We start from the raw sequence: 22,664 nt of genomic DNA, 5'->3' as shown, positions 1-22,664 counted from the left end.
CGACATCTTCATATTCCGACAGGGGAGCGCCACAGCGCTGAGAGTGCGGGACAGACCGCAGACCCTCTGAACCTTGCCCAGGTCATTCTGGGTAGGAAGTTCGGTCCTTACTCAAGCTGTTGCGCCCTGCCCGGGAACCGTCAGAGGTCCCGGGTGGGGCCGCGTCTCTTCCTGGTCACCCAGGAGGAATCAGTGAGCACCACCAGCAGCAGGCGGTTCGCGGTCTTGGCCGTCGGGCTCGGTCTCGTCGCGCTCCCCGCGCTGTCCGCGTGCGGCTCGTCCGGCGCCGCCGGCTCGGGCGACTCGAAGACGATCACGCTCGTCAGCCACGACTCGTGGCTCGTGTCGAAGAACGTGCTCCACGACTTCGAGAAGCAGTCCGGCTACAAGGTCCGCGTCCTCAAGGACGGCGACGCCGGGCAGGCCGTCAACAAGGCGATCCTGACCAAGGACAACCCGCAGGGCGATGTCTTCTTCGGCGTCGACAACACCCTGCTCTCCCGTGCGCTCGACAACGGGCTGTTCCAGCCGTACGCGGCCAAGGGCGCCGACCAGGTGCTGCCCCAGTACCGGACGGACCAGGACAAGCACCGGGTCACGCCCATCGACACCGGTGACATCTGCGTCAACTACGACAAGGCCTACTTCACCAAGCACAAGCTGGCGCCGCCGCAGTCTTTCGACGACCTGGTCAAGCCCGCGTACAAGAACCTCCTCGTCACCGAGAACGCCGCCACGTCCTCGCCCGGCCTCGGCTTCCTGCTCGGCTCCGCCGCCCATTACGGGGACAGCAACTGGCAGGGCTACTGGAAGAAGCTCAAGGCCAACGGGGTGAAGGTAGTCGACGGCTGGGAGCAGGCGTACAACGACGAGTTCTCCGGGTCCGCCGGGGGCAAGAAGGCCAAGGCCGACCGGCCGCTGGTCGTCTCGTACGCCTCCTCGCCGCCCGCCGAGGTCATCTACGCCGACCCGAAGCCCACCACCGCCCCGACCGGGGTCGCGGCCGGTACCTGCTTCCGGCAGGTGGAGTACGCGGGTCTGCTCAGCCACGCCCAGAACGCCAAGGGCGGCAAGGCGTTCCTGGACTTCCTGCTGACCAAGGAGTTCCAGGAGGACATGCCGCTCAACATGTTCGTCTACCCGGTGCGTGAGGGTGCGCGGGTGCCGGCGGAGTTCACCCGGTTCGGTCCGCAGGCCAAGGATCCCGAGACCCTGGCGCCCGCGAAGATCGCCGCCGACCGCGACCAGTGGGTCAAGTCGTGGACCTCACTCGTACTGAAGTAGCCGACCGAGCCGACGGAACCGACCAGGGCGGAGAGGTCGGCGGGGTCGGCCGGGCTTCGCGAAAGGCGCGCGGGCAGGGCGCGACACGGTTCGCGCTGATGGTCCTGCCCGTCGCGTTCTTCGCGGTGTTCTTCGCCTACCCCGTCGCCGCGATCGTCTCGCGCGGCCTCCACGGGGACGGCGGCTGGCGACCGGGCCGGATCTGGGACGTGGCGACCCGGCCGGACATCCGGCACGTGCTGTGGTTCACCACCTGGCAGGCGTTCGCCTCGACGGCCCTCACGCTGTTGATCGCGCTCCCCGGCGCGTACGTCTTCGCCCGCTTCGAGTTCAGGGGCAAACAGATCCTCCGGGCCGTGGTGACGGTGCCCTTCGTGCTGCCGACCGTGGTCGTCGGCACGGCGTTCCTCGCGCTGGTCGGCCGGGGCGGGCTGCTCGACGAGCTGTGGGGCGTACGCCTGGACACCACGGTGTGGGCGATCCTGATCGCGCATGTCTTCTTCAACTACGCGGTCGTCGTACGGACCGTCGGCGGGCTCTGGTCGCAGCTCGACCCGCGCCAGGAAGAGGCCGCCCGCGTGCTCGGCGCCTCCCGCTTCGCGGCCTGGCGCAGGGTGACGCTGCCGGCGCTCGGGCCGGCCGTGGCCGCCGCCGCCCTCATGGTCTTCCTCTTCACCTTCACCTCGTTCGGCGTGGTGCAGATCCTCGGCGGTCCCACCTTCTCGACCCTCGAGGTCGAGATCTACCGGCAGACCTCCGAGATCTTCGATCTGGAGACGGCGGCGGTGCTCACGATCGTCCAGTTCGTGGCGGTGGGGGCGATCCTCGTCGTGCACGCGGCGACCGTACGCCGCCGGGAGACCGCCCTGCGTCTGGTGGCCCCGGAGACGACCGCGCGCCGGCCGCGCGGGGCCGGGCAGTGGGCGCTCCTCGCGGGCGTGCTGGCGAGCGTCGCGGTCCTCCTGGTGCTGCCGCTCGCGGTCCTCGTGCAGCGGTCCCTCGGCGCACCGGGATTCGGTTACTACACGGCGCTGGCCCACGACGACGGAGGCGTCTTCCTCGTCGCCCCGATCGAGGCGGTCGGCAACTCGCTGGAGTACGCGCTCGCCGCCACCGCCATCGCCGTGCTGATCGGCGGTCTGGCCGCCGCGGCACTCACCCGGCGCGCCGGTCGTCTCATGCGGGGCTTCGACGCGCTGCTGATGCTGCCGCTGGGCGTTTCCGCGGTGACCGTGGGGTTCGGGTTCCTGATCGCCCTGGACGAGCCGCCGCTGGATCTGCGTGCCAGCTGGATCCTGGTGCCGCTGGCCCAGGCGCTGGTGGGGGTCCCCTTCGTCGTCCGCACGATGCTGCCGGTGCTGCGGGCGGTGGACGGAAGGCTGCGGGAGGCCGCGGCCGTGCTCGGGGCGTCGCCGTGGCGGGTGTGGCGCGAGGTCGATCTGCCGATGGTGCGGCGGGCGCTGCTGATCGCGGCCGGGTTCGCCTTCGCCGTCTCCCTCGGGGAGTTCGGGGCGACCGTCTTCATCGCACGGCCCGACAACCCGACACTGCCGGTCGCCGTGGCCCGGCTGCTCGGGCGTGCGGGCGATCTCAACTACGGCCAGGCCATGGCCCTCTCGACCATCCTGATGGTGGTGTGCGCCGTGGCGCTGCTGCTGTTGGAGCGGGTACGGACCGACCGGACCGGGGAGTTCTAGATGCTGCTGAGCCTGCAGGGCGCGACCGTACGCTTCGGCGGGCGGCCCGTGCTCGACGCCGTCGACCTCGATGTCGCCGAGCACGAGATCGTCTGCGTGCTCGGGCCGAGCGGCAGCGGCAAGTCCACGCTGCTGCGGACCGTGGCGGGACTGCAGCCGCTGGACGCGGGCCGTGTGGTGCTGGACGGACGGGACCAGGCGGACGTTCCCGCGCACAAGCGGGGCGTCGGCCTGATGTTCCAGGACCATCAGCTCTTCCCGCAGCGGGATGTGGGCGGCAACGTGGCCTTCGGGCTGCGGATGCACGGCACCGCGAAGAGCGGACAGGCGGCCCGGGTGGGGGAGTTGCTCGATCTGGTCGGTCTGCCCGGAGCCCGGGACCGCGCCGTCGCCTCGCTCTCCGGCGGCGAGCAGCAGCGGGTGGCACTGGCCCGCGCCCTCGCGCCGCGCCCCCGGCTGCTGATGCTCGACGAACCGCTCGGCCAGCTCGACCGCTCGCTGCGCGAACGGCTGGTCGTCGAACTCCGCGGCCTCTTCGGCGCGTTGGGTACGACCGTGCTCGCCGTCACGCACGACCAGGGCGAGGCCTTCGCGCTCGCGGACCGGGTCGTGGTGATGCGCGACGGGCGGATCGCCCAGTCCGGTACGCCCCTTGAGGTCTGGCAGCGTCCCGTGGACGCCTTCGTGGCCCGTTTCCTCGGCTTCGACAACGTGGTCGAGGCGACGGTGAGCGCGACGGTCGCGGACACCCCGTGGGGCAAGCTCCCGGTGCCCGAGGGCGCCCCCCAGGGGCCCGGCACGCTCCTCGTACGGCCCGCCGGGGTACGGCTCGTGGCCGCGGCGGACGGGCTGCGCTGCACGGTGGCCGCCCGCACCTTCCGGGGCACGCACGTCGCCGTACAGCTCCAGCCGCAGGACGCGCCCCGGCTGGAGGCGGCGTGCGCGCTGCGGGACGCGCCGGAGCCCGGGGACGTGGTCGGGGTGGAGTTCGACGCCGACGAGATCGTCGTCCTCGGCGCGTAGGCGCCGCCAGTGCTCCCGGGAATCAGGCCAGTTGGCCGAGGAGCCGCCCGGACAGACGTGTGGCCCGCCCCCTCGACGGGGGCGGGCCACACGGTCGTACAGGCTGCGGGTCAGCCGGCCTTCGAGGCGCCACGGCGGCGCATGCCGAAGAAGACCGCTCCGCCACCGACGATGACGAACGCGGCGGCGACGCCGGCGATCATCGGGGTGTTGGAGTTCGCACCGGTCTCGGCGAGGTTGGACTCACCGGCGGCGGCGGACGGCTGGTTGTCGCCCGGGGTGGCCGGGGCGGCACTGCTCGCGGAGTCCGACGGGCTCGCCGAGTCCGAGGGGGTGTCCGAGGCGGAGGGGGTGTCCGACGGCTTCGGGCTCTCCGACGGGGACGGCGACTCCGACTTCGTGGCGCAGGCCTCGGCCTGCGTCACCAGGTTCGGCGTGATGTCCTTGTCCACGAGGTTCGGGACATTGACGTGGACGCGGTACTCGGCCTTGGGGGCCCAGTCCTCCGCGAACGAGACGGTGGCACCGTTCTTGCTGCCGGTGACCTTCTGGGCAGCGCCGACCTGGTGGTCGTCGGCGCCGTTCGACTCGAGGAAGACCGTGACGGTGGCCTCCCTGGCGGAGGAGTCGATGTCGGTCACCGTGATGATGCCCTTCCCGTTGCCGTCACAGGTGGCGGCGGCCGAGAAGTCCCGGATGTTGCAAGCGAGTGCGTTGCCGGCGACGCCGAGCGCGAGCGCGGCAGAGGCGGAGGCAACGCCGAGGATTCGCACGGAACGTGCGGTGCGTCGAGATATGGACACGATTGCCCTTCACAGGTTGCGCAACTGCGGGGGGTGTTGGGGGATTTGCTGTGAATCATTCCAGCAACAGCTCCCCCGGGAGTCTCACAGGTTTATAAGCGCAGCCTAAGGGCTGTCAATGCATATGCCCTGCCCGGCTGTTGGCTTTACCCAGTCGTTAACCTCCGAAGTGTTTGAGTGCCTCCGGAGCGTCATCGATCCGGTCGACGAGCGCGATCCGCGACTCCATCGCCCGTTCGCAGGCCAGCGACTTGAGCAGCTCCCAGGCGGGGTACTTCTCGGTCCAGTGCGCCCGGTCGACCAGGACCATGGGAGTGGGCTCGCCCCTCGACTCGTAGTAGTTGGGGGTCGCGTTGTCGAAGATCTCCTGTACGGTCCCGGCGGCGCCCGGCAGGAAGACGACACCCGCGTTCGAGCGGGCCAACAGCCCTTCCTCGCGCGTCGCGTTGGCAAAGTACTTGGCCGTGTGCGCGGCGAAGGCGTTCGGCGGCTCGTGGCCGTAGAACCACGTGGGGATGCCGACCGAGGGACCACCCGACGGCCATTGCCTGCGCACCTCGAACGCCGCGCGCGCCCAGTCGGTGACGGAGGGGGTGAACGACGGGACGGCGGCCAGGACGCGCAGCGCCTCGTCGAGCATGCCGTCGTCGAAGGGAGCCGCGTACGCGCCGAGGTTCGCCGCCTCCATGGCGCCGGGGCCACCGCCGGTGGCGACCATGAGACCGGAGCGGGCGAGCGTGCGGCCGAGCCGCGCGGCACCCGCGTACGCCTCCGTGCCGCGCGCCATCGCGTGGCCGCCCATCACGCCGACCACCCGTACACCGGCGAGGAGTTCGTCGAGCGCGTCCGAGACGGAGTCGTCGTGGACCGCGCGCACCATCGACGCGAATATGTCGCCGTCGGCCTTGGTCTGCTGGAACCAGGCGTACGCGCGGGCGTCGGGGGTCGCCTCGTACCCCGCGTCGAGCGAGGCGAAGAGCTCGTCGGGGGAGTAGAGACGACCTCGGTAGGGGTCGAGGGGGAGGCCCGGCACGGGCGGGAAGACGAGGGCGCCCGAGGTCCGGACGCGCTCGGCCGCCGCCGGCTCCATCGGGCAGCCGAGGAAGACGGCACCCGTGGTGTCCACGGCGAGCAGATCCCGCGTACGGTCCGTCAGATCGACGGCCTGGACGCGGAAACGGGCGAGCGAGCCGCCCGCCGAGACGACTTCGTCGAACTCGGCGAGGGATTCGATCTCATGGTCATGGGATGAGTGAAGAGGCGTCGGCTGCACGCGGCCATGCTAGGGGCTGCCCTTCGCCGCACAGCCGGGTCCCGCCATCCGGCACCACGACCCGCGCCCGGGTGCGTGGCGCCCGTCAGGCGGGTCTGCCGTGTCGGCGCCGGCGGACCGGCCCGGCTTTGCGGTGTGGTGCGGGAGTTCGCCCTGTTGTCGTGTCACCCGGGTCTCTCCGGTGCGTGGGTCGGGTGATGGTCCGCCAGGTGACGCGCCCGGCGGCGAGGGCGCGGCCGGGCGCCGCCGGAGACGCCGCGGGGCCGGCGCGCGGACCCCTGTACCGCGCGCCGGCCCCGGAACGTCGACCGGGTCGGGAGACTCAGCCCTGGACCGCCGCCGGGTCCATCCACATGACCTCCCACGTGTGGCCGTCCGGGTCGTCGAAGGCGCGGCCGTACATGAAGCCCTGGTCCTGCGCTTCACCGGTGCCCGAGCCGCCCGCCGCGATGGCGGCGTCGACCAGCTCGTCGACCTTCTCGCGGCTCTCGGCGCTCAGACACAGCAGCACCTCGCTGGTCTTCGTCGCGTCCGCGATCTGCTTCTTGGTGAAGTCCGCGTACCGCTGCTTGCTGAGCATCATCGCGATGATCGTGTCGCTGATCACCACGCAGGCGCAGTCGTCGGTGGAGAACTGCGGGTTGATCGTGTAGCCGAGCTCCGTGAAGAACTTCTTCGAGGTGTCCACATCGGACACCGGCAGGTTCACGAAGATCATCTGCTGGTACATGCGAGGGTCTCCCGTCAGTGTTGTGCCGTTCGCAGGGATAGACCGGGGGCCGGCCCGGAACTCATCGCCCGGAGCGGACCATTTCCCCGGGGATCGCGCCGAGCCGTCCGCGGGCGGATCAACTGATCAGCGGAATCGCGGCCAGCTCGGCGACCGCCCAGGTCAGCGGGGCGAACGCGACGAACAGCGCCCCGGCGCGCAGGGCCGCGGCACCCCGCAGCATCGTCGCGGGCGCCCCCAGCCGCAGCAGCGCCGCCGTGGTGTCCGCACGGGCCTGCTTCGCCTCGACGGCGGCGGTCGCCAGCGTCAGCAGCGTGCACCCGGCGACCAGCAGGGCGCCGAGGGTGGTCAGCGGGCCGAACGCGGGCCGGGCACCGGTGTACAGCGTCGTCATGGCGAACCCGCCCGACGCCACCGCGCACACCACCCCCAGCGGCTGCCCGATGCGCCGTGCCTCCGCCTGGAGCACCCGTCCTGCCAGCAGCCGCAGCGCGCCCGGACGTACGGCCTGGAGCAGGCGTCCGCACAGATACGTGATCGCGGGTCCGGCGAGGGCCAGACCGACCGCCGTCAGCACCCAGCCGAGCAGCACCCCGGCCGGCCCGCCGACGAATCCGCCGGGCAGCGCGAGCGCGGGCGCGGGTCCCGAACGGCTCGCGTACGTCTCCACGGCCAGCCCGGCCGCCAGCGTGGCCGCGCCCCAGGGGAGCCCGTTCGGGGAGGCGTCCGGGGGTGGCAGCGGACGGGAGCCGGCCTCGGCGGCCCGCCGCCGGTCCGGGCGTGCCCCGGGCTTGTCCACGCCCTCGTAGGACACGGCCGCGTCCTCGTACGACACGGCCGTGTCCTCGTACGAGGCGGGCATCCCGGGGTTCCCGTGGGCGACGGCGCCCGAACGGTCCTGGGTGCCCACCCGGTGGGGGGTCTCCCCACCGGCGTACGCCTCGGCGGTCCAGTGGAAGTCGAGGCCGTCGGAACCGTCGAAGCCGTCGGTTCCCCGGACTCGCGGGTCGGGATGCGGCAGGGCGGCGCCGTCGACGTCCGCCGACCCGTCCCGGAACCCGTCGCCCGTGCCGGTCACCGTGCATCCGTCGGCCGTACCCGTGGTGGCGCCGGAGGCGACGGTCGTGCCGGTCGGCTCCGAGACGGCCGTCATGCCGGTCGCGGTGGAGGCGGCGGACGTGCCGCGGCCGGCGGCCGCGGGCCGGTCGCCGCTCCGGGTCCCGCGCCGCGGAGCGCTCGCGATCGCGTTCTGCCGTGCCGAGATCCAGCTGCGGCCGTACGACCACGCGGTGCGCTGCGGCCCGTCGCGCCGCGGGCGCAGGGCCACGGCCGCCGCGCCGGAGGCCGCGACCGGCACCAGGGTGAGCAGCGTCAGGGCCGCGGGGAGGGGCAGGGACCGGCCGGAGGCGAGGAAGTCCGTCGCCGCGCCGCCGAACGGGATGCCGGTCAGGTCGCCGCGCAGGTGCAGGAAGAGGAGCAGGGCGAGCAACGAGCCGAGGAGCGTGGACAGGGCCGTGGTGACGGCGGAGATCGCCATCAGCCGGCCGGGACCGAGGCCGATGGCGGACAGGCCGGGCCGGGGCCGGGTGGCGGGGTCGGTGCGGGCCACCGCGACGGCGAAGTAGACCGTGGCGGCGAGGGGAGCGACGCACCAGGCCAGGCGCAGCGCGCCGGCGGCCGAGGCGTCCGGATGGCTCATCGCGTAACCCAGCGTGCACAGCAGCAGGAACCCGGTGCCCGCGGAGGCGGCGGCGACCAGGAGCCGGCGGAGCTGGACGAGGGGGTGGCCCCCGCGGGCTAGACGGAGAGCGAGCACGCGGCCCGGCCTTCCGTCTCGGTGACCGGGGGCAGGTGGACGGTGTTCACACGCCGTCCGTCGAGCAGGGACACCGTGCGGTCGGCGAGCGCCGCGGTGTCCGCGTCGTGGGTGGCGAGGACGACGGTGATGCCGTGCGAGCGGGCCGCCGTGGTGAGCGTGCGCAGTACGAGGGCGCGGTCGGCGCGGTGCAGCGGGGCCGTCGGCTCGTCGGCGAACAGCACGGTGGGGATGGGGGCGATCGCGCGGGCGATGGCCACGCGCTGCCGCTCGGCCTGGAGCAGGGCGTGCGGGCGCTTGCGGGCGCAGCCGCCGATGTCCAGGCGCTCCAGCCACTCCAGGGCGGCGGTCTTGGCCGCCCGGCGGGCCCAGCCGCGCAGCATCAGCGGGAGGGCGGCGTTCTCCCAGGCGTTCAGCTCGGGGACCAGCATCGGGACCGGGTCGATCCAGCCGAACCGGTCCCGGCGCAGTCGCTCGCGGGTGAGCGGGCCCATGGTGTGCACGGGCGAGCTGTTGAACCAGACCTCGCCCCGCCGCGGCAGCAGCTGGCCGGACAGGCACTGGAGGAGGGTCGTCTTGCCGCTCCCGCGTGGGCCGCCGACGGCGAGGATCTCGCCCTCACGGACGCCGAGCGAGACACCGCTGAGCGCGGGCGATCCGTTGTGCTCGACGTGCAGGGCGCGTGCCCAGAGCACGTCGTTGTCAGGCGGGGCCACCATCGCGTACACCTCGTTCAGATCTGACTGTGCCGTGCCCGGCGATCTCTTCGAGGTCGCTCGGTCCCCCGGACGGGGGAACGAAGGCAGGGCCGATCGGTCACATGGCACGCTAGGGAGTCGGGGCCGGGAGGCCGGACAGCACGCGGCCCCGGGCCGCCCATTCTCACTCGAACGGGCGGCACCGGGGCCGGTGTTGATCAGTCGGACCGCTGTTGATCAGGCGGACGAAGGCCCGGGGCCCGCCGACAGGACATCGGCGGAGCCGGGCCGGCGGCGCGGGATCAGAGCTTGGTCCACGCCTCCGTCAGGACCTGACGGACGATTCCCTCGATCTCGTCGAAGGTCGACTGGTCGGAGATCAGCGGCGGCGAGAGCTGGATGACCGGGTCACCGCGGTCGTCGGCGCGGCAGTAGAGGCCGTACTCGAAGAGCTTCTTGGAGACGAAGCCGTAGAGCACGCGCTCCGACTCCTCGTCCGTGAAGGTCTCCTTGGTGGCCTTGTCCTTCACCAGCTCGATGCCGTAGAAGAAGCCGTTGCCGCGGACGTCGCCGACGATCGGCAGGTCGTGCAGCTTCTGCAGGGTCTGCAGGAAGTTGGCCTCGTTGTCCAGCACGTGCTGGTTCAGGCCCTCACGCTCGAAGATGTCGAGGTTGGTGAGCGCCACGGCCGCGGAGACCGGGTGGCCGCCGAAGGTGTAGCCGTGCAGGAAGGTGTTGTCGCCCTTGTAGAACGGCTCGGCGATGCGGTCGGAGACGATGCACGCGCCGATCGGGGAGTAGCCCGAGGTCATGCCCTTGGCGCAGGTGATCATGTCCGGTACGTAGCCGAACTTGTCGCAGCCGAACATCGTGCCGAGGCGGCCGAAGGCGCAGATGACCTCGTCCGAGACCAGCAGCACGTCGTACTGGTCGCAGATCTCGCGCACGCGCTGGAAGTAGCCGGGCGGCGGCGGGAAGCAGCCACCGGCGTTCTGCACCGGCTCAAGGAACACCGCGGCGACGGTCTCCGGGCCCTCGAAGAGGATCTCCTGCTCGATCTGGTCGGCGGCCCAGCGGCCGTAGGCCTCGGGGTCGTCGCCGAAGAGCGGGGCGCGGTAGATGTTGGTGTTGGGGACCTTGTGGGCACCCGGGACCAGCGGCTCGAAGGGGGCCTTCAGGGCCGGCAGGCCGGTGATCGACAGGGCGCCCTGCGGGGTGCCGTGGTAGGCGACCGCACGCGAGATGACCTTGTACTTGGTGGGCTTGCCCTGCAGCTTGAAGTACTGCTTGGCCAGCTTCCACGCGGTCTCGACGGCCTCGCCGCCACCGGTGGTGAAGAACACCTTGTTCAGGTCGCCCGGCGCGTGGTGCGCGAGGCGCTCGGCCAGCTCGATGGCCTTGGGGTGGGCGTAGGACCACACCGGGAAGAAGGCCAGCTCCTGGGCCTGCTTGAAGGCCGTCTCGGCCAGCTCGGTGCGGCCGTGGCCGGCCTGGACCACGAACAGGCCCGCGAGACCGTCGAGGTAGCGCTTGCCCTTGTCGTCGTAGATGTAGGTGCCCTCACCCTTGACGATGGTGGGAACGGGCGCGTTCTCGTACGAGGACATGCGGGTGAAGTGCATCCACAGGTGGTCGTACGCGGTCTTGCTGAGGTCCTTGGTGCTCACGGTTATCGGGTTCCCCACATGTAGGTCTGCTTCTTGAGCTTCAGGTAGACGAAGCTCTCGGTGGAGCGCACCGCGGGCAGGGCCCGGATGCGTTTGTTGATGACGTCCAGCAGGTGGTCGTCGTCCTCGCAGACGATCTCGGCGAGGATGTCGAACGAGCCCGCGGTCATCACCACGTACTCGACTTCCGACATGGCAGTCAGCGCTTCGGCCACCGGGTCGAGGTCGCCCTCGACCGTGATGCCGACCATCGCCTGCCTGCGGAAGCCCACGGTGAGCGGGTCCGTGACGGCGACGATCTGCATGACGCCCTGGTCGAGCAGCTTCTGGACCCGCTGGCGGACGGCCGCCTCGGAGAGGCCCACGGCCTTGCCGATCGCGGCGTACGGGCGGCGTCCGTCCTGCTGGAGCTGCTCGATGATGGCGAGGGAGACGGTGTCCACCTGGGGACTGCCGTTCCTGGACTCGCGGGAGTCCCTTGGTTCCGCGCTTCGACTGACCACGGCCCCACTGTGCACGACGTCTCGATAGTTCCGCAAGGTTCGGGCGATGAAATTCGTTGTTTACGGGTACGCGTCTTGCGGATTTCGCAGTTCTGAGCCGTTCGGGGGTGTTGAAAACGTGGAGCCACGGATTAGGGTGGGGCCCAGGCATCTCAGGTAGTGGACACCTGAGTCGTTGGACATCCGACAGGAGGGCCGGGCAGTGAGCACCGAGCTGCGTCGTCTGCGCAATTACATCGACGGAGAGTTCCGCGATGCCGCCGATGGACGGACCACGGAGGTGGTCAACCCCGCGACCGGCGAGGCGTACGCGACCGCGCCGCTCTCCGGCCAGGCGGACGTCGACGCCGCGATGGCGGCCGCCGCCGCGGCATTCCCGGAGTGGCGGGACAAGACCCCCTCCGAGCGCCAGAAGGCCCTCCTGAAGATCGCGGACGCGTTCGAGGAGCGGGCCGAGGAGCTGATCGCGGCCGAGGTGGAGAACACCGGCAAGCCGATCGGTCTGACCCGGTCCGAGGAAATCCCGCCGATGGTCGACCAGATCCGCTTCTTCGCGGGTGCCGCCCGCATGCTCGAGGGCCGCTCGGCCGGCGAGTACATGGAGGGCATGACCTCCATCGTCCGTCGCGAGCCGGTCGGCGTCTGCGCCCAGGTCGCGCCGTGGAACTACCCGATGATGATGGCGGTGTGGAAGTTCGCGCCGGCCCTCGCGGCGGGCAACACGGTCGTCCTGAAGCCCTCGGACACCACCCCGGCCTCCACGGTCCTGATCGCCGACATCCTCGGCGGCATCCTGCCCAAGGGCGTCTTCAACGTCATCTGCGGAGACCGTGACACCGGCCGCGCGATGGTCGAGCACCCGACCCCGGCGATGGCCTCCATCACCGGCTCCGTCCGCGCGGGCATCTCGGTCGCCGAGTCGGCGGCCAAGGACGTCAAGCGCGTCCACCTGGAGCTCGGCGGCAAGGCCCCGGTCGTCGTCTTCGAGGACACCGACATCGCCAAGGCCGTCGAGGACATCTCGGTCGCGGGCTTCTTCAACGCCGGCCAGGACTGCACGGCCGCCACCCGCGTCCTCGTCCAGGAGTCGATCCACGACGAGTTCGTCACCGCGCTCGCCAAGGCCGCCGCCGAGACGAAGACCGGCCAGCCGGACGACGAGGACGTGCTCTACGGCCCGCTGAACAACCCGAACCAGCTCAAGCAGGTCGCCGGGTTCATCGAGCGGCTGCCCGCGCACGCCAAGGTCGAGGCGGGCGGCAAGCAGGTCGGCGACAAGGGCTACTTCTACGCCGCGACCGTCGTCTCCGGGCTCAAGCAGGACGACGAGATCATCCAGAACGAGGTCTTCGGCCCGGTCATCACCGTCCAGTCCTTCTCGGACGAGGCCCAGGCCATCGAGTGGGCCAACGGCGTCGACTACGCGCTGGCCTCCTCGGTGTGGACCAAGGACCACGGCCGCGCGATGCGTCTGTCCAAGTCCCTCGACTTCGGCTGCGTGTGGATCAACACCCACATCCCGCTGGTCGCCGAGATGCCGCACGGCGGCTTCAAGAGGTCCGGCTACGGCAAGGACCTGTCGGGCTACGGCTTCGAGGACTACACGCGCATCAAGCACGTGATGACGTCCCTCGACGGCTGACCGCAGCGCACCGGCCGTGTGAACAGCCTGGCCCCGGACGGGAGTTGATCCCGGCCCGGGGCCACGCTGTTTCCCCCTCCGCGGCGGCTCAGGCGCTCTCGGTCACGACGGAGAGCGAGGGCAGGTCACGTACGCCCGGCTGTCCCTTCTCCGTGTGGAGGCGGGGCGGCAACGTGCGGGATCCGGCACCGGATCCGCCGACGGACCCGCCAGGGGTTCCACCGACGGATCCGGCACCGGACCCGGCAGCGGGTCCGCCGACAGACCCGCCGACAGACCCGCCGACGGCGGCCCTACGGCGCCGGCGCGCGCCGAGGTCGACGGGTACGACGTCGTCGTGCTCGACCGCGATCTGCCCGGCGTCCACGGCGACCGTCCTGCGGATCGACAACGCCGGCCCGGTGATCCCGCGCGACCAAGTGGCCGGACTCTTCCAGCCGTTCCGGCGTCCGGGCGCGGAACGGATCCGTACGCGTCCCCGGCCCAGGCCGGGCGGAAAGGGGCACCGGCGCGAGGGCCTGGGCCTCGGACTGTCCATCGTCACGGCCGTCTCCACCGCCCACGGCGGCACGGTCGAGGCGTGGCCGCGCCCGCGGGGCGGCCTGACGGTGAGAGTCACGTTCCCGCCCTGCGCACCGCCCGTTCCCCCGCGAGGGCCGGCCGACGCGCCCGCAGGCCGCGTACGGCCGACCGAGGGGGGCCGCTCCCCGAGCGAAGCAGCCCGACGGGCAGGCTCCCCCCGTGTCCCCGGCCGACGGCCACACGCCCGGAATGCTCGAAGCGCTCGGAAACTGATCGACAGGGTGTCGGGTCGGCGGGCGACTGGTCGACGCAGCGTCCATTGTCCGGACCGAGCCAGGGTCGGCATGCTCGGCGCGTGCCAGTGAATCGGAAGACCTCGCCCCTGTCCCGCCGGTCCCTGCTGCGCGCCCTGGGCGGTGGGGCCGCGCTCGGAGGCCTGGCGGGATGCGGGGTGCCGGCGGCGTACGTGGGACCGGGCGACCGGGCCGGAGCCGACCTCTCCGCCACGGACAAGCGGCTGACCTGGGCGAACTGGCCGCTCTACATCGACACCGACGACAAGGACACCACCCGGCGGCCGACGCTGGAGGCCTTCGAGAAGCGCACCGGTATCTCCGTCGACTACATCGAGGAGATCAACGACAACGACGAGTTCTTCGGCAAGATCAGCCCCTCCCTGATGAACCACCAGCGGACCGGCCGCGACCTCATCACCATCAGCGACTGGATGTGCGCCCGGTTCGTGCGGCTCGGCTGGGTCCAGGAGATGGACCGGGCCAACCAGCCCAACGTCACCAAGTACCTCGACCCGCTGCTGAGTTCGCCCGCCTTCGACCCCGGCCGCACGTCCTCGGTGCCCTGGCAGTCGGGGATCACCGGCATCGCGTACAACCGCCGCAAGGTCGGCCGCGAGATCAAGCACGTGTCCGATCTGTGGGCCGACGACCTCAAAGGCCGGGTCACCCTGCTCTCCGGACTGGACGAGGCGTTCGCGCTGCTCATGCAGGCCAACGGCGTCGACATCAGGCGGTGGAAGGCGGACGACTTCCACCAGGTGTGCGACCAGGTCGAGAAGCGGGTGCGCGGCGGCCAGATCCGCCGCTTCACCGGCAACGACTACATCAAGGACCTCGCCGGCGGCGACGTCCTGGCCTGCCAGGCCTACTCGGGCGATGTGATCCAGCTCCAGGCCGACGACCCGGACATCCGTTTCGTCGTCCCCGAGGAGGGCGCCGAGCTGTGGGCGGAGTCGCTGATGATCCCCAACCTGGCCCGGCACAAGGCCAACGCGGAGAAGCTCATCGACTACTACTACGAGCCCGAGGTCGCCGCCGAGCTGGCCGCCTGGGTCAACTACGTCTGTCCGGTCCCCGCCGCCCGGGACGTTCTCGCCTCCTCCAAGGACAAGGACACCGCCGCCCTCGCCGAGGCCCCCCTGATCTTCCCGGACGCGACCCTGCGCAGGCGCCTCGCGATCGCCCGCGACATCACCTCCACCGAACGCACGGAGTTCGCCAAGCGCTGGAACGCGATAGCGGGGTTGTGAGCACGGAGTCCGCGGGATCCGCCGTCCCGGACGGCGGCCTGCGGCACGGAGCAGCCGGTGGCGGTGCGCGTCGGACCCGGCTGTGTGTAACAGCAATGTATTAGGGGGCGGTCGGGCGGAACGGTGCCTCGGCCGGGCGGCTCTTGGTGGTCAGAAACGTCCGCTCGTACCGATGTGCACAGGCTCGCCAAGAATTGTGGAGACTTGTGCGAATCGTGCCGAGCGGCCGACACCGCTGACCGATACGGGGAAGAAAACGATGCGCGTCCACAAGCTCACCTTCGCGGCCCTGGCCGTAGCCGCGGGTCTCTCGCTCACCGCCTGCCAGAACGGCGATGACGGCAAGGACGGGAGCAACTCGTCGTCCGGGTCCACCGCGTCGTCCGCGTCTCCCTCGGGCGGCGCTTCGGACGCGGGCGGTTCGGCTCCGAGCGGAGGGAAGGCGTCCGCCGGGACGGGCTCCGGCGGGACGAGCTCGGACGGGACGGGCGCCGGTGGGAAGGGCGCGACCGCCGGGACCGGCTCCGCCAAGAGCGGCAAGGCCGGCCAGTGCCGTACCGACGACCTGGAGATCACGGCGAAGGACGGCACCATCGACGGCGACCCCGACGGCACCGTCACGGTGGTGCTGAAGAACCGCGGCGGCCGGGACTGCGCGATCTCCGGGTACGCGGGCGTCGACCTGAAGACCAGCGCGGGGTCGCTGTCCGCGAAGCGAACCGGCGAGAAGGCCAATCCGGCCGTCCTCAAGAACGGCCGGTCGACGGCCTTCGGCATCAACTACCCGCTCAACAAGTCGGGCGGCTCGGGCGTCCGCATCACGGGTCTGCTGGTGACCCCGCCGAACGAGACGAAGACGGTCACCCTCGCCTGGCCGGGCGCCGCCACGCTGCCCGTCACGGACGGCACCGGCTCCCCGGTGAAGGTCGGCCCGGTCGGCAACGCCGGCCAGGGCGGCTGACCCGCACTCACCAGGGCGTTCGTCACACGTCCCGGCGCCAGGGGCTCCCAGCCGCCGGACCACACGGCACCCGCGAAGGGAAGGTGAGGCGGACACCTGCCGGGGAGCCGAGCCGGCGGCCCGGACGGGAGTCGGCGTACCGGGCGGGGGCCGGCGTCCTGCCGGGGAGCCGGCGGTCCGCCCGGGAGGGGGCGGTCCGCCCGGGAGGGGGCGGGCCGTCGGCGGGCAGTCACCGCTGCCGGCGACCGGCGCGGTTCGCCCGGGTCACCCCTGGTGGGCGGCGGCCTGCTTGATCAGCTCCGCCACGGCTTCCGGCCGGGAGACGTAGACGGCGTGGCTCCCCGCGGTCTCGGTCACGGTGGCTCCGGCGCGCTCGGCCATCGTGCGCTGTGCCGGCGGCGGGATCATGCGGTCGTCGGCCGAGACGAGGTACCAGCTCGGCTTGGCACGCCAGGCGGCCTCCGCCACTGTCCCGTTGAGGGCCTCCACGCCCCAGGGAACCTGCGAGTCCGCCATGAACTGAGCGTCCTCGGGCGCCACATCGCCCGCGAACGACGCGGCGAACTTCTCCCGGTCCAGCAGGAGGAAGCCGTCCTGGGGCGGCAGGATCGGGGGAACGGGCGCACCGGGAGCCGGGTCGGCGATCAGGGTGCCCACGGACTCGCCCTTGTCCGGAGCGAAGGCCGCGATGTAGACGAGCGCGGTCACCTTCGCGTGCCGGCCGGCCTCGGTGATCACAGCGCCGCCGTACGAGTGACCGACGAGCACGGTCGGTCCGTCCTGGGCGTCGAGGACCCTCCGGGTGACCTCCGCGTCGCCCTCGAGGGAGAGGGTCGGGTTCTGCACGACGCTGACGGCGAAGCCGTCACGGGTGAGGAGGCGGTGGACCGACTGCCAGCCGGAACCGTCGACGAATCCGCCGTGCACGAGAACGACATTCTTCGCGGCACTCATGTGATTGCTCCTTGCTCGTCTGCGTTGGTGTGCGTTGGTCATCGTTGGTCGGTGTTGGTCTGCTTTTGTCGCACCTTTCGGGGCGGTTTCACGCTAGGCCGAACTGCCCGTTTCGGCTTCGACCGAATGACCTAGTTCCGCGGCCGGCGAGGCATACCGGACGGCGCGACCGCACCCCGTTCGCCTTTGCCTTCCCTTTACAACCCGGTCCGCCGCCCGGTCGTCTCTCCGCTCGATCCGTAACGCAGCCCGCCGTGCCAACGGGCGGGCGGACCGACGAAAGAGAGCTATTCATGCGCCGAACCGTCTTCAGTGCCACGGCACTCGCGTGCACCGCCGTGCTGGTGGGCACGGTGCCCGCGTTCGCCGACGGGGCCTCCCCGACCCCCTCGACCCGTCCGACCGTCACCGCCGCGCCGGCCCCGGCCAGCCCCGCCGTGACCCGGAAGCCCTCGACCGCCCCCAGCTCCGTACCGACGCGGGCGCCGGCCTCCGGGCAGGTCTCCGTCCGGCCCAGCGGAGCGCCCGACACCGGCGTGGCGCCGGCCGCCGCGCAGTCCTCGGGGTCGGGCGGGCTGATCGGCGGAAGTGCCGCCGCGTTGTTCCTCGCGGGCGGGGCGGTCCTCGTCGTACGCCGCCGCCGGGCGACCGGGGAATGACCCCCTTCTCCAGGCGCGCGTTCGTCACCGCGGCGATGGCCGCGCTGCTCGTGGGCTGCGGCGGCCACCCGGCCGGTCCGCCCGCGACCGCGCGGCCCGGGAGCACGTCTTCGGCCGCGCGAACCGGTGGCACGCCTGCGGCCTCGCGGCCCGCCGCGCGGCCGGCGCACGCGCTGGGGCGTTCGGTCCCGGTCGGGCTGCGGATACCTGCCATCGGGGTCGACACCCCGCTCATCGGGCTCGGGCTGGCCCCGGACGGCAGTGTGCAGGTGCCGCCGATCGCGGCGCACGACCGGGCCGGCTGGTACCGCCACTCACCGACGCCGGGCCAGAAGGGTCCGTCGGTGATCCTCGGTCATGTCACGGTCGGCGCGTACGGGGACGGTGTCTTCCGCCACCTCGCGCGGCTGCGCCACGGCGACCGGATCGTGGTGCGCCTGGAGAACGGCAGGTCGGCGGTGTTCAGCGTGAGCGGCGTCCGTACGGTCGCCAAGGCCGACTTCCCGACGGACGCGGTCTACGGAGACGTGGACGGCCCGGAACTGCGGCTCATCACGTGCGGCGGTCCCCGTTCCGGAAGCGGCTACCTCGACAACGTGATCGTGTTCGCGGCGCTGAGCTCCGCGAGCCCCTGACAGGCGACCGCCGTTTCCTGTCACGGCCTCCGGGTCCGCCGTGGACCCGGAGGCCGGATCCTGGGCCGATGGACCGTACGTCCGCGACCCGGGATCCTTCCCTTCGAGTGCCGTCACGACCATGGAGAATGTTGAAAGGGTCCCGCGAGAAGGCAGCGTCCGAGCTGTTCGCCGCCCTCTACCCGCGCCTCGCCGGCTGGTGCCGCCGTCTCGTCGACGACGACGGGACGGCCCACGAGATCGCCTCGGAGGCGTTCACCCGGCTCTGGGCCCGCTGGACCACCGTGGACGAGCCGCGGGGGTTCCTCTACGTCACCGCGGCCAACCTGGTCCGGGACCACTGGCGCAAGCTGGAGCGGGAGCGCCGTGCCGTGCACCGGGCCACCGCCGAAGCCGTCGTCGGCCCGCGGAACGAACAGGCCGATCCGTCCGTACGCCTGCTCGTGCAGTCGCTCCCCGAACGGCTGCGCGTCCCGATCCTGCTGCACTACTACGCTGACATGCCGATCCGGGAGGTGTCCGCGCTGACCGGGCGCAAGGAAGGAACCGTCAAGGCCGATCTCCACGCGGCCCGCGAAATGCTCCGCGCCCACCTGAGGAGAAGTCTTGATCACACACTCTGACGACGGTCCGGACTTCGGCCCCGACGACCCGCTGGCCGTCATCATGCGGCCCCCCTCCGACTACCTCGGTCCACCGCCCGGCCGCTACGAGGCGATCCGCCGGGGTGCGGCCCGGCGCCGGCTGCTGCGCGCGGCGGCCGGGGTCGGAATGGCGTGTGCCGTCGGCGTTCTCGTCGCGCTGCCGCTCCGGTCGGCCGCACCGGAGTCACCCGTGTCCCCGGTGGTCCCGCTGGCCCCGCCGCCCGCGAGCAGTCCGTCGGCCGAGCCCACCCCGTCCGTGTCGCCGGGGCGTGCCAGTCCCCGCCCCAGCGGGAGCGGCCGTTCCGACAGCAGGACCTCGGCGCCGAGAACCGTACCCACGTCCACGCCCACGAGCCGGCCCCGCTCGCCCGCCCGCACCGGCGCTCCGTCGGCGACACGAGCCTCCGCGAGCGTCGCGCCGTCCACGGCCGGGACCGGGACGGACCCCACCCCGTCGGCCGCGGTCAAGCGATAGGCGGGGCGGGGTGGGGCGACGGCCGTGACGTGAGGAGAGGCGTAGGGAAGGGAGGATGGGGAGGGGACGGGGGAGGGGGGTACGGTCGAGCCCTTGTCCGATCCTGCCTGCCGTGCCCGCAGGGAGCCTTCCGCGCTTTCCGGCCCCGCATTCAGGCCACCCATAAAGCGGCCCTTCATCACCCATAAGTCGGCCTTATGAGGTCATAGCCCGGACCCGCCTACTGACTTAGGTTTGCCTCAGTTTAGGCTTCCCGTCGAGTCCCCTGCCCCTGCTCGAAGGGAATCTGATCATGCCTCGCCCTCTGCGGGTAGCCATTGTCGGAGCCGGCCCCGCCGGAATCTACGCCGCCGACGCGCTGCTGAAATCCGCAGTGGCCGCCGAGCCCGGTGTCTCCATCGACCTGTTCGAGCGGATGCCGGCCCCGTTCGGTCTCATCCGTTACGGCGTCGCCCCCGATCACCCCCGGATCAAGGGCATCATCACCGCCCTGCACCAGGTGCTCGACAAGCCGCAGATCCGCCTCTTCGGCAACGTCGACTACCCGCGCGACATCAGCCTCGACGATCTGCGCGCCTTCTACGACGCGGTGATCTTCTCCACGGGCGCGACGGCCGACCGGGCGCTCGACATCCCCGGCCTCGACCTCGACGGCTCGTACGGCGCGGCGGACTTCGTCTCCTGGTACGACGGTCACCCGGACGTTCCGCGCACCTGGCCGCTGGAGGCGGAGAAGGTCGCCGTCCTCGGCGTCGGCAACGTCGCGCTGGACGTGGCGCGCATCCTCGCCAAGACCGCCGACGAGCTGCTGCCCACCGAGATCCCGCCGAACGTGTACGAGGGGCTCAAGGCCAACAAGGCCCTGGAGGTCCACGTCTTCGGCCGCCGTGGCCCGGCGCAGGCGAAGTTCAGCCCGATGGAGCTGCGCGAGCTGGACCACTCGCCGAACATCGAGGTCATCGTCGACCCCGAGGACATCGACTACGACGAGGGCTCGATCGCCACCCGGCGCGGCAACAAGCAGGCCGACATGGTCGCCAAGACCCTGGAGAACTGGGCGATCCGCGACACCGGCGACCGCCCGCACAAGCTGTTCCTGCACTTCTTCGAGTCGCCCACCGAGATCCTCGGCGAGAACGGCGAGGTCGTCGGCCTGCGCACCGAGCGCACCGCCCTCGACGGCACCGGGAACGTCAAGGGCACCGGCGAGTTCAAGGACTGGGACGTCACCGCGGTCTACCGCGCCGTGGGCTACCTCTCCGACAGCCTGCCCAAGCTGCCCTGGGACGTCGACTCGGGCACGGTGCCGGACGCGGCCGGCCGGGTGCTGGAGGACTCGGGCGAGCACCTGCGGTCCACGTACGTCACCGGCTGGATCCGGCGCGGCCCCATCGGCCTGATCGGCCACACCAAGGGCGACGCCAACGAGACGGTGGCGAGCCTTCTCGACGACCACGCGAACGGCCGTCTGCACACGCCCACTTCACCCGACCCGGCCGCCGTCGACGCCTTCCTCGGCGAGCGGGAGGTCCGTTTCACCACGTGGGAGGGCTGGCACCGGCTCGACGCGGCCGAGAAGGCGCTGGGCGAACCGCAGGGCCGTGAGCGCGTGAAGCTCGTCGAACGCGAGGACATGCTGAGGGAGAGCGGCGCCTGAGTCGCAGCGCCCCTGGGCGGGCACGGACCCTCAGCGGCAGTGTCCGTGGGCAAGGGCGGTTTTGAACGCGTTCAAGTCGGAGTGTACGCTCCAGGCATGAGCGACAGAGCCGCCCTGCTCAAGGGCATCCGCGCGTGGCTTGTCCTCTTCGTCGTCAGCCTGGTGCTCAGTGGCGCCACGGCCTTCCCGCTGGTGCATGAACTCCACTGGGCCGAGGACCTGTTGAGGTCACTGTCCGTGCCGGAGCACCTGCCCGTCCTGATGGACTGGATCGAGCGCGTGCGGCACGGCCTCGACGCCGCCGACGCCCAATACCCCTTCCTGCTCTACGGAACGGACTGGCTGGCGTTCGCGCATCTGGTGATCGCGGTCGCCTTCTACGGTCCGTACCGCGATCCGGTCCGCAACATCTGGGTCGTCGAGTTCGGGATGATCGCCTGCGCGGGCATCGTCCCGCTGGCCCTGATCTGCGGACCGATCCGCGGAATTCCCTTCTGGTGGACGGTCGTCGACCTGTCCTTCGGGATCTTCGGGGTGATCCCGCTGTACGTCGTTCGGCAGAGGACAAAGCGCTTGGAGGCACTTCTCCCGGACCGGACGACCGGACCGGCACCGGCTGCTTGACCGCATCGGTACGGGCCACGCGGCCCCTCCGGTACCCGCTGCTTGAGGGCAGCCGGGGCGATCCGCTGGGCGACGGGGTTCATCGCCTCCCCCTTGCCGTGGGTGAAGCCGACGACGGTGACCCGCAGCCCGCGTCCGCCGAACAGTGTCCGGCTCAGTCCTCGCGCAGGCCCGTCAGCGCCTCGATGCGGTTGGTCGTGATCGAGTCGACCCCCGCGTCGAGCAGCCGGCGCATGGAACGGCTTGTGTCCGGGGTCCATACGGAGACCAGGTAGCCGTCGCGGTGGACGCGGGCGGTGAGGTCCCGGTTCACCAGCGGGAAGCGGTAGTTGAGCCAGCGCGGCTGTACGGCTTCGAGCAGCCCCAGGCGCGGCGGCGCCACGGTCGTCCAGGTCAGCGCGATCTCCGCGGACGGGTCCGCGGCCCGCACCGCGAGCATGGCGGGGGCCGCGGCGCAGTAGTACACGCGCTCCCCGGCCCCGCACGCCCGCACCACGTCCACGACCTCGCGGGCGACCCTCGTGTCCACCGATCCGGGCAGATCGACCATGACCCGGCTGTCGCCGGTCGCTCCGAGGGCCTCCGCCAGGGTCGGCACCCCGCCCTCCGTGAGCCCGCGCACCTCGTCGGCGGAGAGCGAGCGCAGCGGCCGGTCGTGTCCCCACAGACGTTTGAGCGTCTCGTCGTGCAGGAGTACGGGGACGCGGTCGCGGGTCAGCCGTACGTCGATCTCGACGGCGTCCGCGCCCCGGTGGAGCGCGGAACGCAACGAGTCGATCGTGTTCTCACGGGCGCGATAGGGGTCGCCGCGATGGGCGACTGCGGTCACGGTGCGCATGGGCCCATTGTGC

At 71.5% G+C, this 22,664-nt stretch carries 22 protein-coding genes and 1 riboswitch; of the genes, 12 read left to right on the top strand and 10 right to left on the bottom strand.

The window, feature by feature from the left end:
- Window positions 1–10 precede the first annotated feature (10 nt).
- Window positions 11–116: riboswitch (TPP riboswitch) on the top strand.
- Between the two features lie 76 nt (window positions 117–192).
- The 3 genes from ACIQRL_RS29345 to ACIQRL_RS29335 are packed head-to-tail and all read left to right on the top strand — an operon-like array spanning window position 193 to window position 4,004.
- Window positions 193–1,284, top strand: coding sequence for a thiamine ABC transporter substrate binding subunit (locus ACIQRL_RS29345; protein WP_401337181.1), 1,092 nt, complete (start codon window positions 193–195; stop codon window positions 1,282–1,284).
- Window positions 1,260–2,981, top strand: a complete 1,722-nt coding sequence (locus tag ACIQRL_RS29340; protein ID WP_401337179.1) for an ABC transporter permease — start codon at window positions 1,260–1,262, stop codon at window positions 2,979–2,981. The genes ACIQRL_RS29345 and ACIQRL_RS29340 overlap by 25 nt, the downstream gene beginning before the upstream one ends.
- Window positions 2,982–4,004: an ABC transporter ATP-binding protein gene (locus ACIQRL_RS29335; protein ID WP_401337177.1), complete on the top strand. Its 1,023-nt coding sequence runs from the start codon at window positions 2,982–2,984 to the stop codon at window positions 4,002–4,004.
- A 110-nt stretch (window positions 4,005–4,114) separates the two neighbouring features.
- Here the strand turns inward: ACIQRL_RS29335 and ACIQRL_RS29330 are convergent, their stop codons facing one another.
- The 7 genes from ACIQRL_RS29330 to ACIQRL_RS29300 form a co-directional block, all read right to left on the bottom strand.
- Complete coding sequence (locus ACIQRL_RS29330) at window positions 4,115–4,777, bottom strand: LAETG motif-containing sortase-dependent surface protein (protein WP_401337175.1); 663 nt, start codon at window positions 4,775–4,777, stop codon at window positions 4,115–4,117.
- A gap of 187 nt (window positions 4,778–4,964) precedes the next feature.
- Window positions 4,965–6,080, bottom strand: a complete 1,116-nt coding sequence (locus ACIQRL_RS29325; protein ID WP_401337173.1) for an LOG family protein — start codon at window positions 6,078–6,080, stop codon at window positions 4,965–4,967.
- 322 nt (window positions 6,081–6,402) lie between these two features.
- Window positions 6,403–6,810: a VOC family protein gene (locus ACIQRL_RS29320; protein WP_401337171.1), complete on the bottom strand. Its 408-nt coding sequence runs from the start codon at window positions 6,808–6,810 to the stop codon at window positions 6,403–6,405.
- Window positions 6,811–6,928: 118 nt separating this feature from the next.
- Window positions 6,929–8,626, bottom strand: a complete 1,698-nt coding sequence (locus ACIQRL_RS29315; protein ID WP_401337169.1) for a hypothetical protein — start codon at window positions 8,624–8,626, stop codon at window positions 6,929–6,931.
- The gene (locus ACIQRL_RS29310) at window positions 8,608–9,345 is read right to left on the bottom strand and encodes an ABC transporter ATP-binding protein (RefSeq protein ID WP_401337167.1); all 738 of its coding nucleotides are present in this window, start codon (window positions 9,343–9,345) and stop codon (window positions 8,608–8,610) included. Before ACIQRL_RS29310 ends, ACIQRL_RS29315 begins: the two co-directional genes overlap by 19 nt.
- Window positions 9,346–9,626: 281 nt before the next feature.
- Complete coding sequence (locus ACIQRL_RS29305; protein ID WP_401337165.1) at window positions 9,627–11,009, bottom strand: aspartate aminotransferase family protein; 1,383 nt, start codon at window positions 11,007–11,009, stop codon at window positions 9,627–9,629.
- Entirely contained in the window at window positions 10,994–11,509 is a 516-nt protein-coding gene (locus ACIQRL_RS29300; protein WP_401337163.1) for an Lrp/AsnC family transcriptional regulator, read from the bottom strand. Before ACIQRL_RS29300 ends, ACIQRL_RS29305 begins: the two co-directional genes overlap by 16 nt.
- Before the next feature lie 187 nt (window positions 11,510–11,696).
- Between ACIQRL_RS29300 and ACIQRL_RS29295 the strand changes: the two genes are divergently transcribed.
- The 4 genes from ACIQRL_RS29295 to ACIQRL_RS29280 all read left to right on the top strand — a co-directional run bounded on the left by ACIQRL_RS29295 (window position 11,697) and on the right by ACIQRL_RS29280 (window position 16,165).
- Window positions 11,697–13,136 carry a gamma-aminobutyraldehyde dehydrogenase gene (locus ACIQRL_RS29295; protein ID WP_401337161.1) on the top strand — a complete coding sequence of 480 codons (1,440 nt, stop codon included), beginning with the start codon at window positions 11,697–11,699 and terminating at the stop codon, window positions 13,134–13,136.
- A gap of 152 nt (window positions 13,137–13,288) precedes the next feature.
- Window positions 13,289–14,023 carry an ATP-binding protein gene (locus ACIQRL_RS29290; RefSeq protein ID WP_401337160.1) on the top strand — a complete coding sequence of 245 codons (735 nt, stop codon included), beginning with the start codon at window positions 13,289–13,291 and terminating at the stop codon, window positions 14,021–14,023.
- Complete coding sequence (locus ACIQRL_RS29285; RefSeq protein WP_401337158.1) at window positions 14,014–15,204, top strand: PotD/PotF family extracellular solute-binding protein; 1,191 nt, start codon at window positions 14,014–14,016, stop codon at window positions 15,202–15,204. The genes ACIQRL_RS29290 and ACIQRL_RS29285 overlap by 10 nt, the downstream gene beginning before the upstream one ends.
- A gap of 259 nt (window positions 15,205–15,463) precedes the next feature.
- Window positions 15,464–16,165, top strand: a complete 702-nt coding sequence (locus tag ACIQRL_RS29280; RefSeq protein ID WP_401337156.1) for a DUF4232 domain-containing protein — start codon at window positions 15,464–15,466, stop codon at window positions 16,163–16,165.
- Between the two features lie 264 nt (window positions 16,166–16,429).
- Here the strand turns inward: ACIQRL_RS29280 and ACIQRL_RS29275 are convergent, their stop codons facing one another.
- Window positions 16,430–17,119: an alpha/beta fold hydrolase gene (locus ACIQRL_RS29275; RefSeq protein ID WP_401337155.1), complete on the bottom strand. Its 690-nt coding sequence runs from the start codon at window positions 17,117–17,119 to the stop codon at window positions 16,430–16,432.
- Between the two features lie 293 nt (window positions 17,120–17,412).
- On the opposite strand from ACIQRL_RS29275, the gene ACIQRL_RS29270 reads away from it, so the two are divergent.
- The 3 genes from ACIQRL_RS29270 to ACIQRL_RS29260 all read left to right on the top strand — a co-directional run bounded on the left by ACIQRL_RS29270 (window position 17,413) and on the right by ACIQRL_RS29260 (window position 19,036).
- Window positions 17,413–17,778: a sortase-dependent protein gene (locus ACIQRL_RS29270; RefSeq protein WP_401337154.1), complete on the top strand. Its 366-nt coding sequence runs from the start codon at window positions 17,413–17,415 to the stop codon at window positions 17,776–17,778.
- Window positions 17,775–18,413 (top strand): class F sortase, encoded by a 639-nt coding sequence (locus ACIQRL_RS29265; RefSeq protein ID WP_401337153.1) that lies wholly within the window; start codon window positions 17,775–17,777, stop codon window positions 18,411–18,413. The genes ACIQRL_RS29270 and ACIQRL_RS29265 overlap by 4 nt, the downstream gene beginning before the upstream one ends.
- 131 nt (window positions 18,414–18,544) lie before the next feature.
- Window positions 18,545–19,036, top strand: coding sequence for an RNA polymerase sigma factor (locus ACIQRL_RS29260; protein ID WP_401337510.1), 492 nt, complete (start codon window positions 18,545–18,547; stop codon window positions 19,034–19,036).
- 84 nt (window positions 19,037–19,120) lie between these two features.
- Here ACIQRL_RS29260 and ACIQRL_RS29255 read toward each other — a convergent pair whose 3' ends face one another.
- Complete coding sequence (locus ACIQRL_RS29255) at window positions 19,121–19,483, bottom strand: hypothetical protein (RefSeq protein WP_401337151.1); 363 nt, start codon at window positions 19,481–19,483, stop codon at window positions 19,121–19,123.
- A 341-nt stretch (window positions 19,484–19,824) separates the two neighbouring features.
- On the opposite strand from ACIQRL_RS29255, the gene ACIQRL_RS29250 reads away from it, so the two are divergent.
- Together ACIQRL_RS29250 and ACIQRL_RS29245 are read left to right on the top strand one after the other, a co-directional pair.
- Window positions 19,825–21,189 carry an FAD-dependent oxidoreductase gene (locus ACIQRL_RS29250; RefSeq protein ID WP_401337150.1) on the top strand — a complete coding sequence of 455 codons (1,365 nt, stop codon included), beginning with the start codon at window positions 19,825–19,827 and terminating at the stop codon, window positions 21,187–21,189.
- Window positions 21,190–21,285: 96 nt separating this feature from the next.
- Window positions 21,286–21,813 carry a hypothetical protein gene (locus ACIQRL_RS29245; protein WP_401337148.1) on the top strand — a complete coding sequence of 176 codons (528 nt, stop codon included), beginning with the start codon at window positions 21,286–21,288 and terminating at the stop codon, window positions 21,811–21,813.
- A 154-nt stretch (window positions 21,814–21,967) separates the two neighbouring features.
- On the opposite strand, the gene ACIQRL_RS29240 is transcribed toward ACIQRL_RS29245, so the two are convergent.
- Window positions 21,968–22,651, bottom strand: a complete 684-nt coding sequence (locus ACIQRL_RS29240; RefSeq protein WP_401337146.1) for a glycerophosphodiester phosphodiesterase — start codon at window positions 22,649–22,651, stop codon at window positions 21,968–21,970.
- Between the last annotated feature and the right edge of the window lie 13 nt (window positions 22,652–22,664).

Origin of the sequence: Streptomyces sp. NPDC091209, assembly GCF_044757755.1 — a bacterium.
Lineage (GTDB): Bacteria > Actinomycetota > Actinomycetes > Streptomycetales > Streptomycetaceae > Streptomyces.
The sequence above is the reverse complement of the archived record's forward strand: the minus strand, read 5'-3'. Positions and strand labels throughout refer to the sequence as shown.

Coding starts and splice junctions, on each gene's coding strand:
- ACIQRL_RS29310 (WP_401337167.1), bottom strand. CDS start 9,345: ATGGTGGCCCCGCCTGACAACGACGTGCTCTGGGCACGCGCCCTGCAC.
- ACIQRL_RS29245 (WP_401337148.1), top strand. CDS start 21,286: ATGAGCGACAGAGCCGCCCTGCTCAAGGGCATCCGCGCGTGGCTTGTC.
- ACIQRL_RS29335 (WP_401337177.1), top strand. CDS start 2,982: ATGCTGCTGAGCCTGCAGGGCGCGACCGTACGCTTCGGCGGGCGGCCC.
- ACIQRL_RS29250 (WP_401337150.1), top strand. CDS start 19,825: ATGCCTCGCCCTCTGCGGGTAGCCATTGTCGGAGCCGGCCCCGCCGGA.
- ACIQRL_RS29265 (WP_401337153.1), top strand. CDS start 17,775: ATGACCCCCTTCTCCAGGCGCGCGTTCGTCACCGCGGCGATGGCCGCG.
- ACIQRL_RS29280 (WP_401337156.1), top strand. CDS start 15,464: ATGCGCGTCCACAAGCTCACCTTCGCGGCCCTGGCCGTAGCCGCGGGT.
- ACIQRL_RS29320 (WP_401337171.1), bottom strand. CDS start 6,810: ATGTACCAGCAGATGATCTTCGTGAACCTGCCGGTGTCCGATGTGGAC.
- ACIQRL_RS29270 (WP_401337154.1), top strand. CDS start 17,413: ATGCGCCGAACCGTCTTCAGTGCCACGGCACTCGCGTGCACCGCCGTG.
- ACIQRL_RS29275 (WP_401337155.1), bottom strand. CDS start 17,119: ATGAGTGCCGCGAAGAATGTCGTTCTCGTGCACGGCGGATTCGTCGAC.
- ACIQRL_RS29240 (WP_401337146.1), bottom strand. CDS start 22,651: ATGCGCACCGTGACCGCAGTCGCCCATCGCGGCGACCCCTATCGCGCC.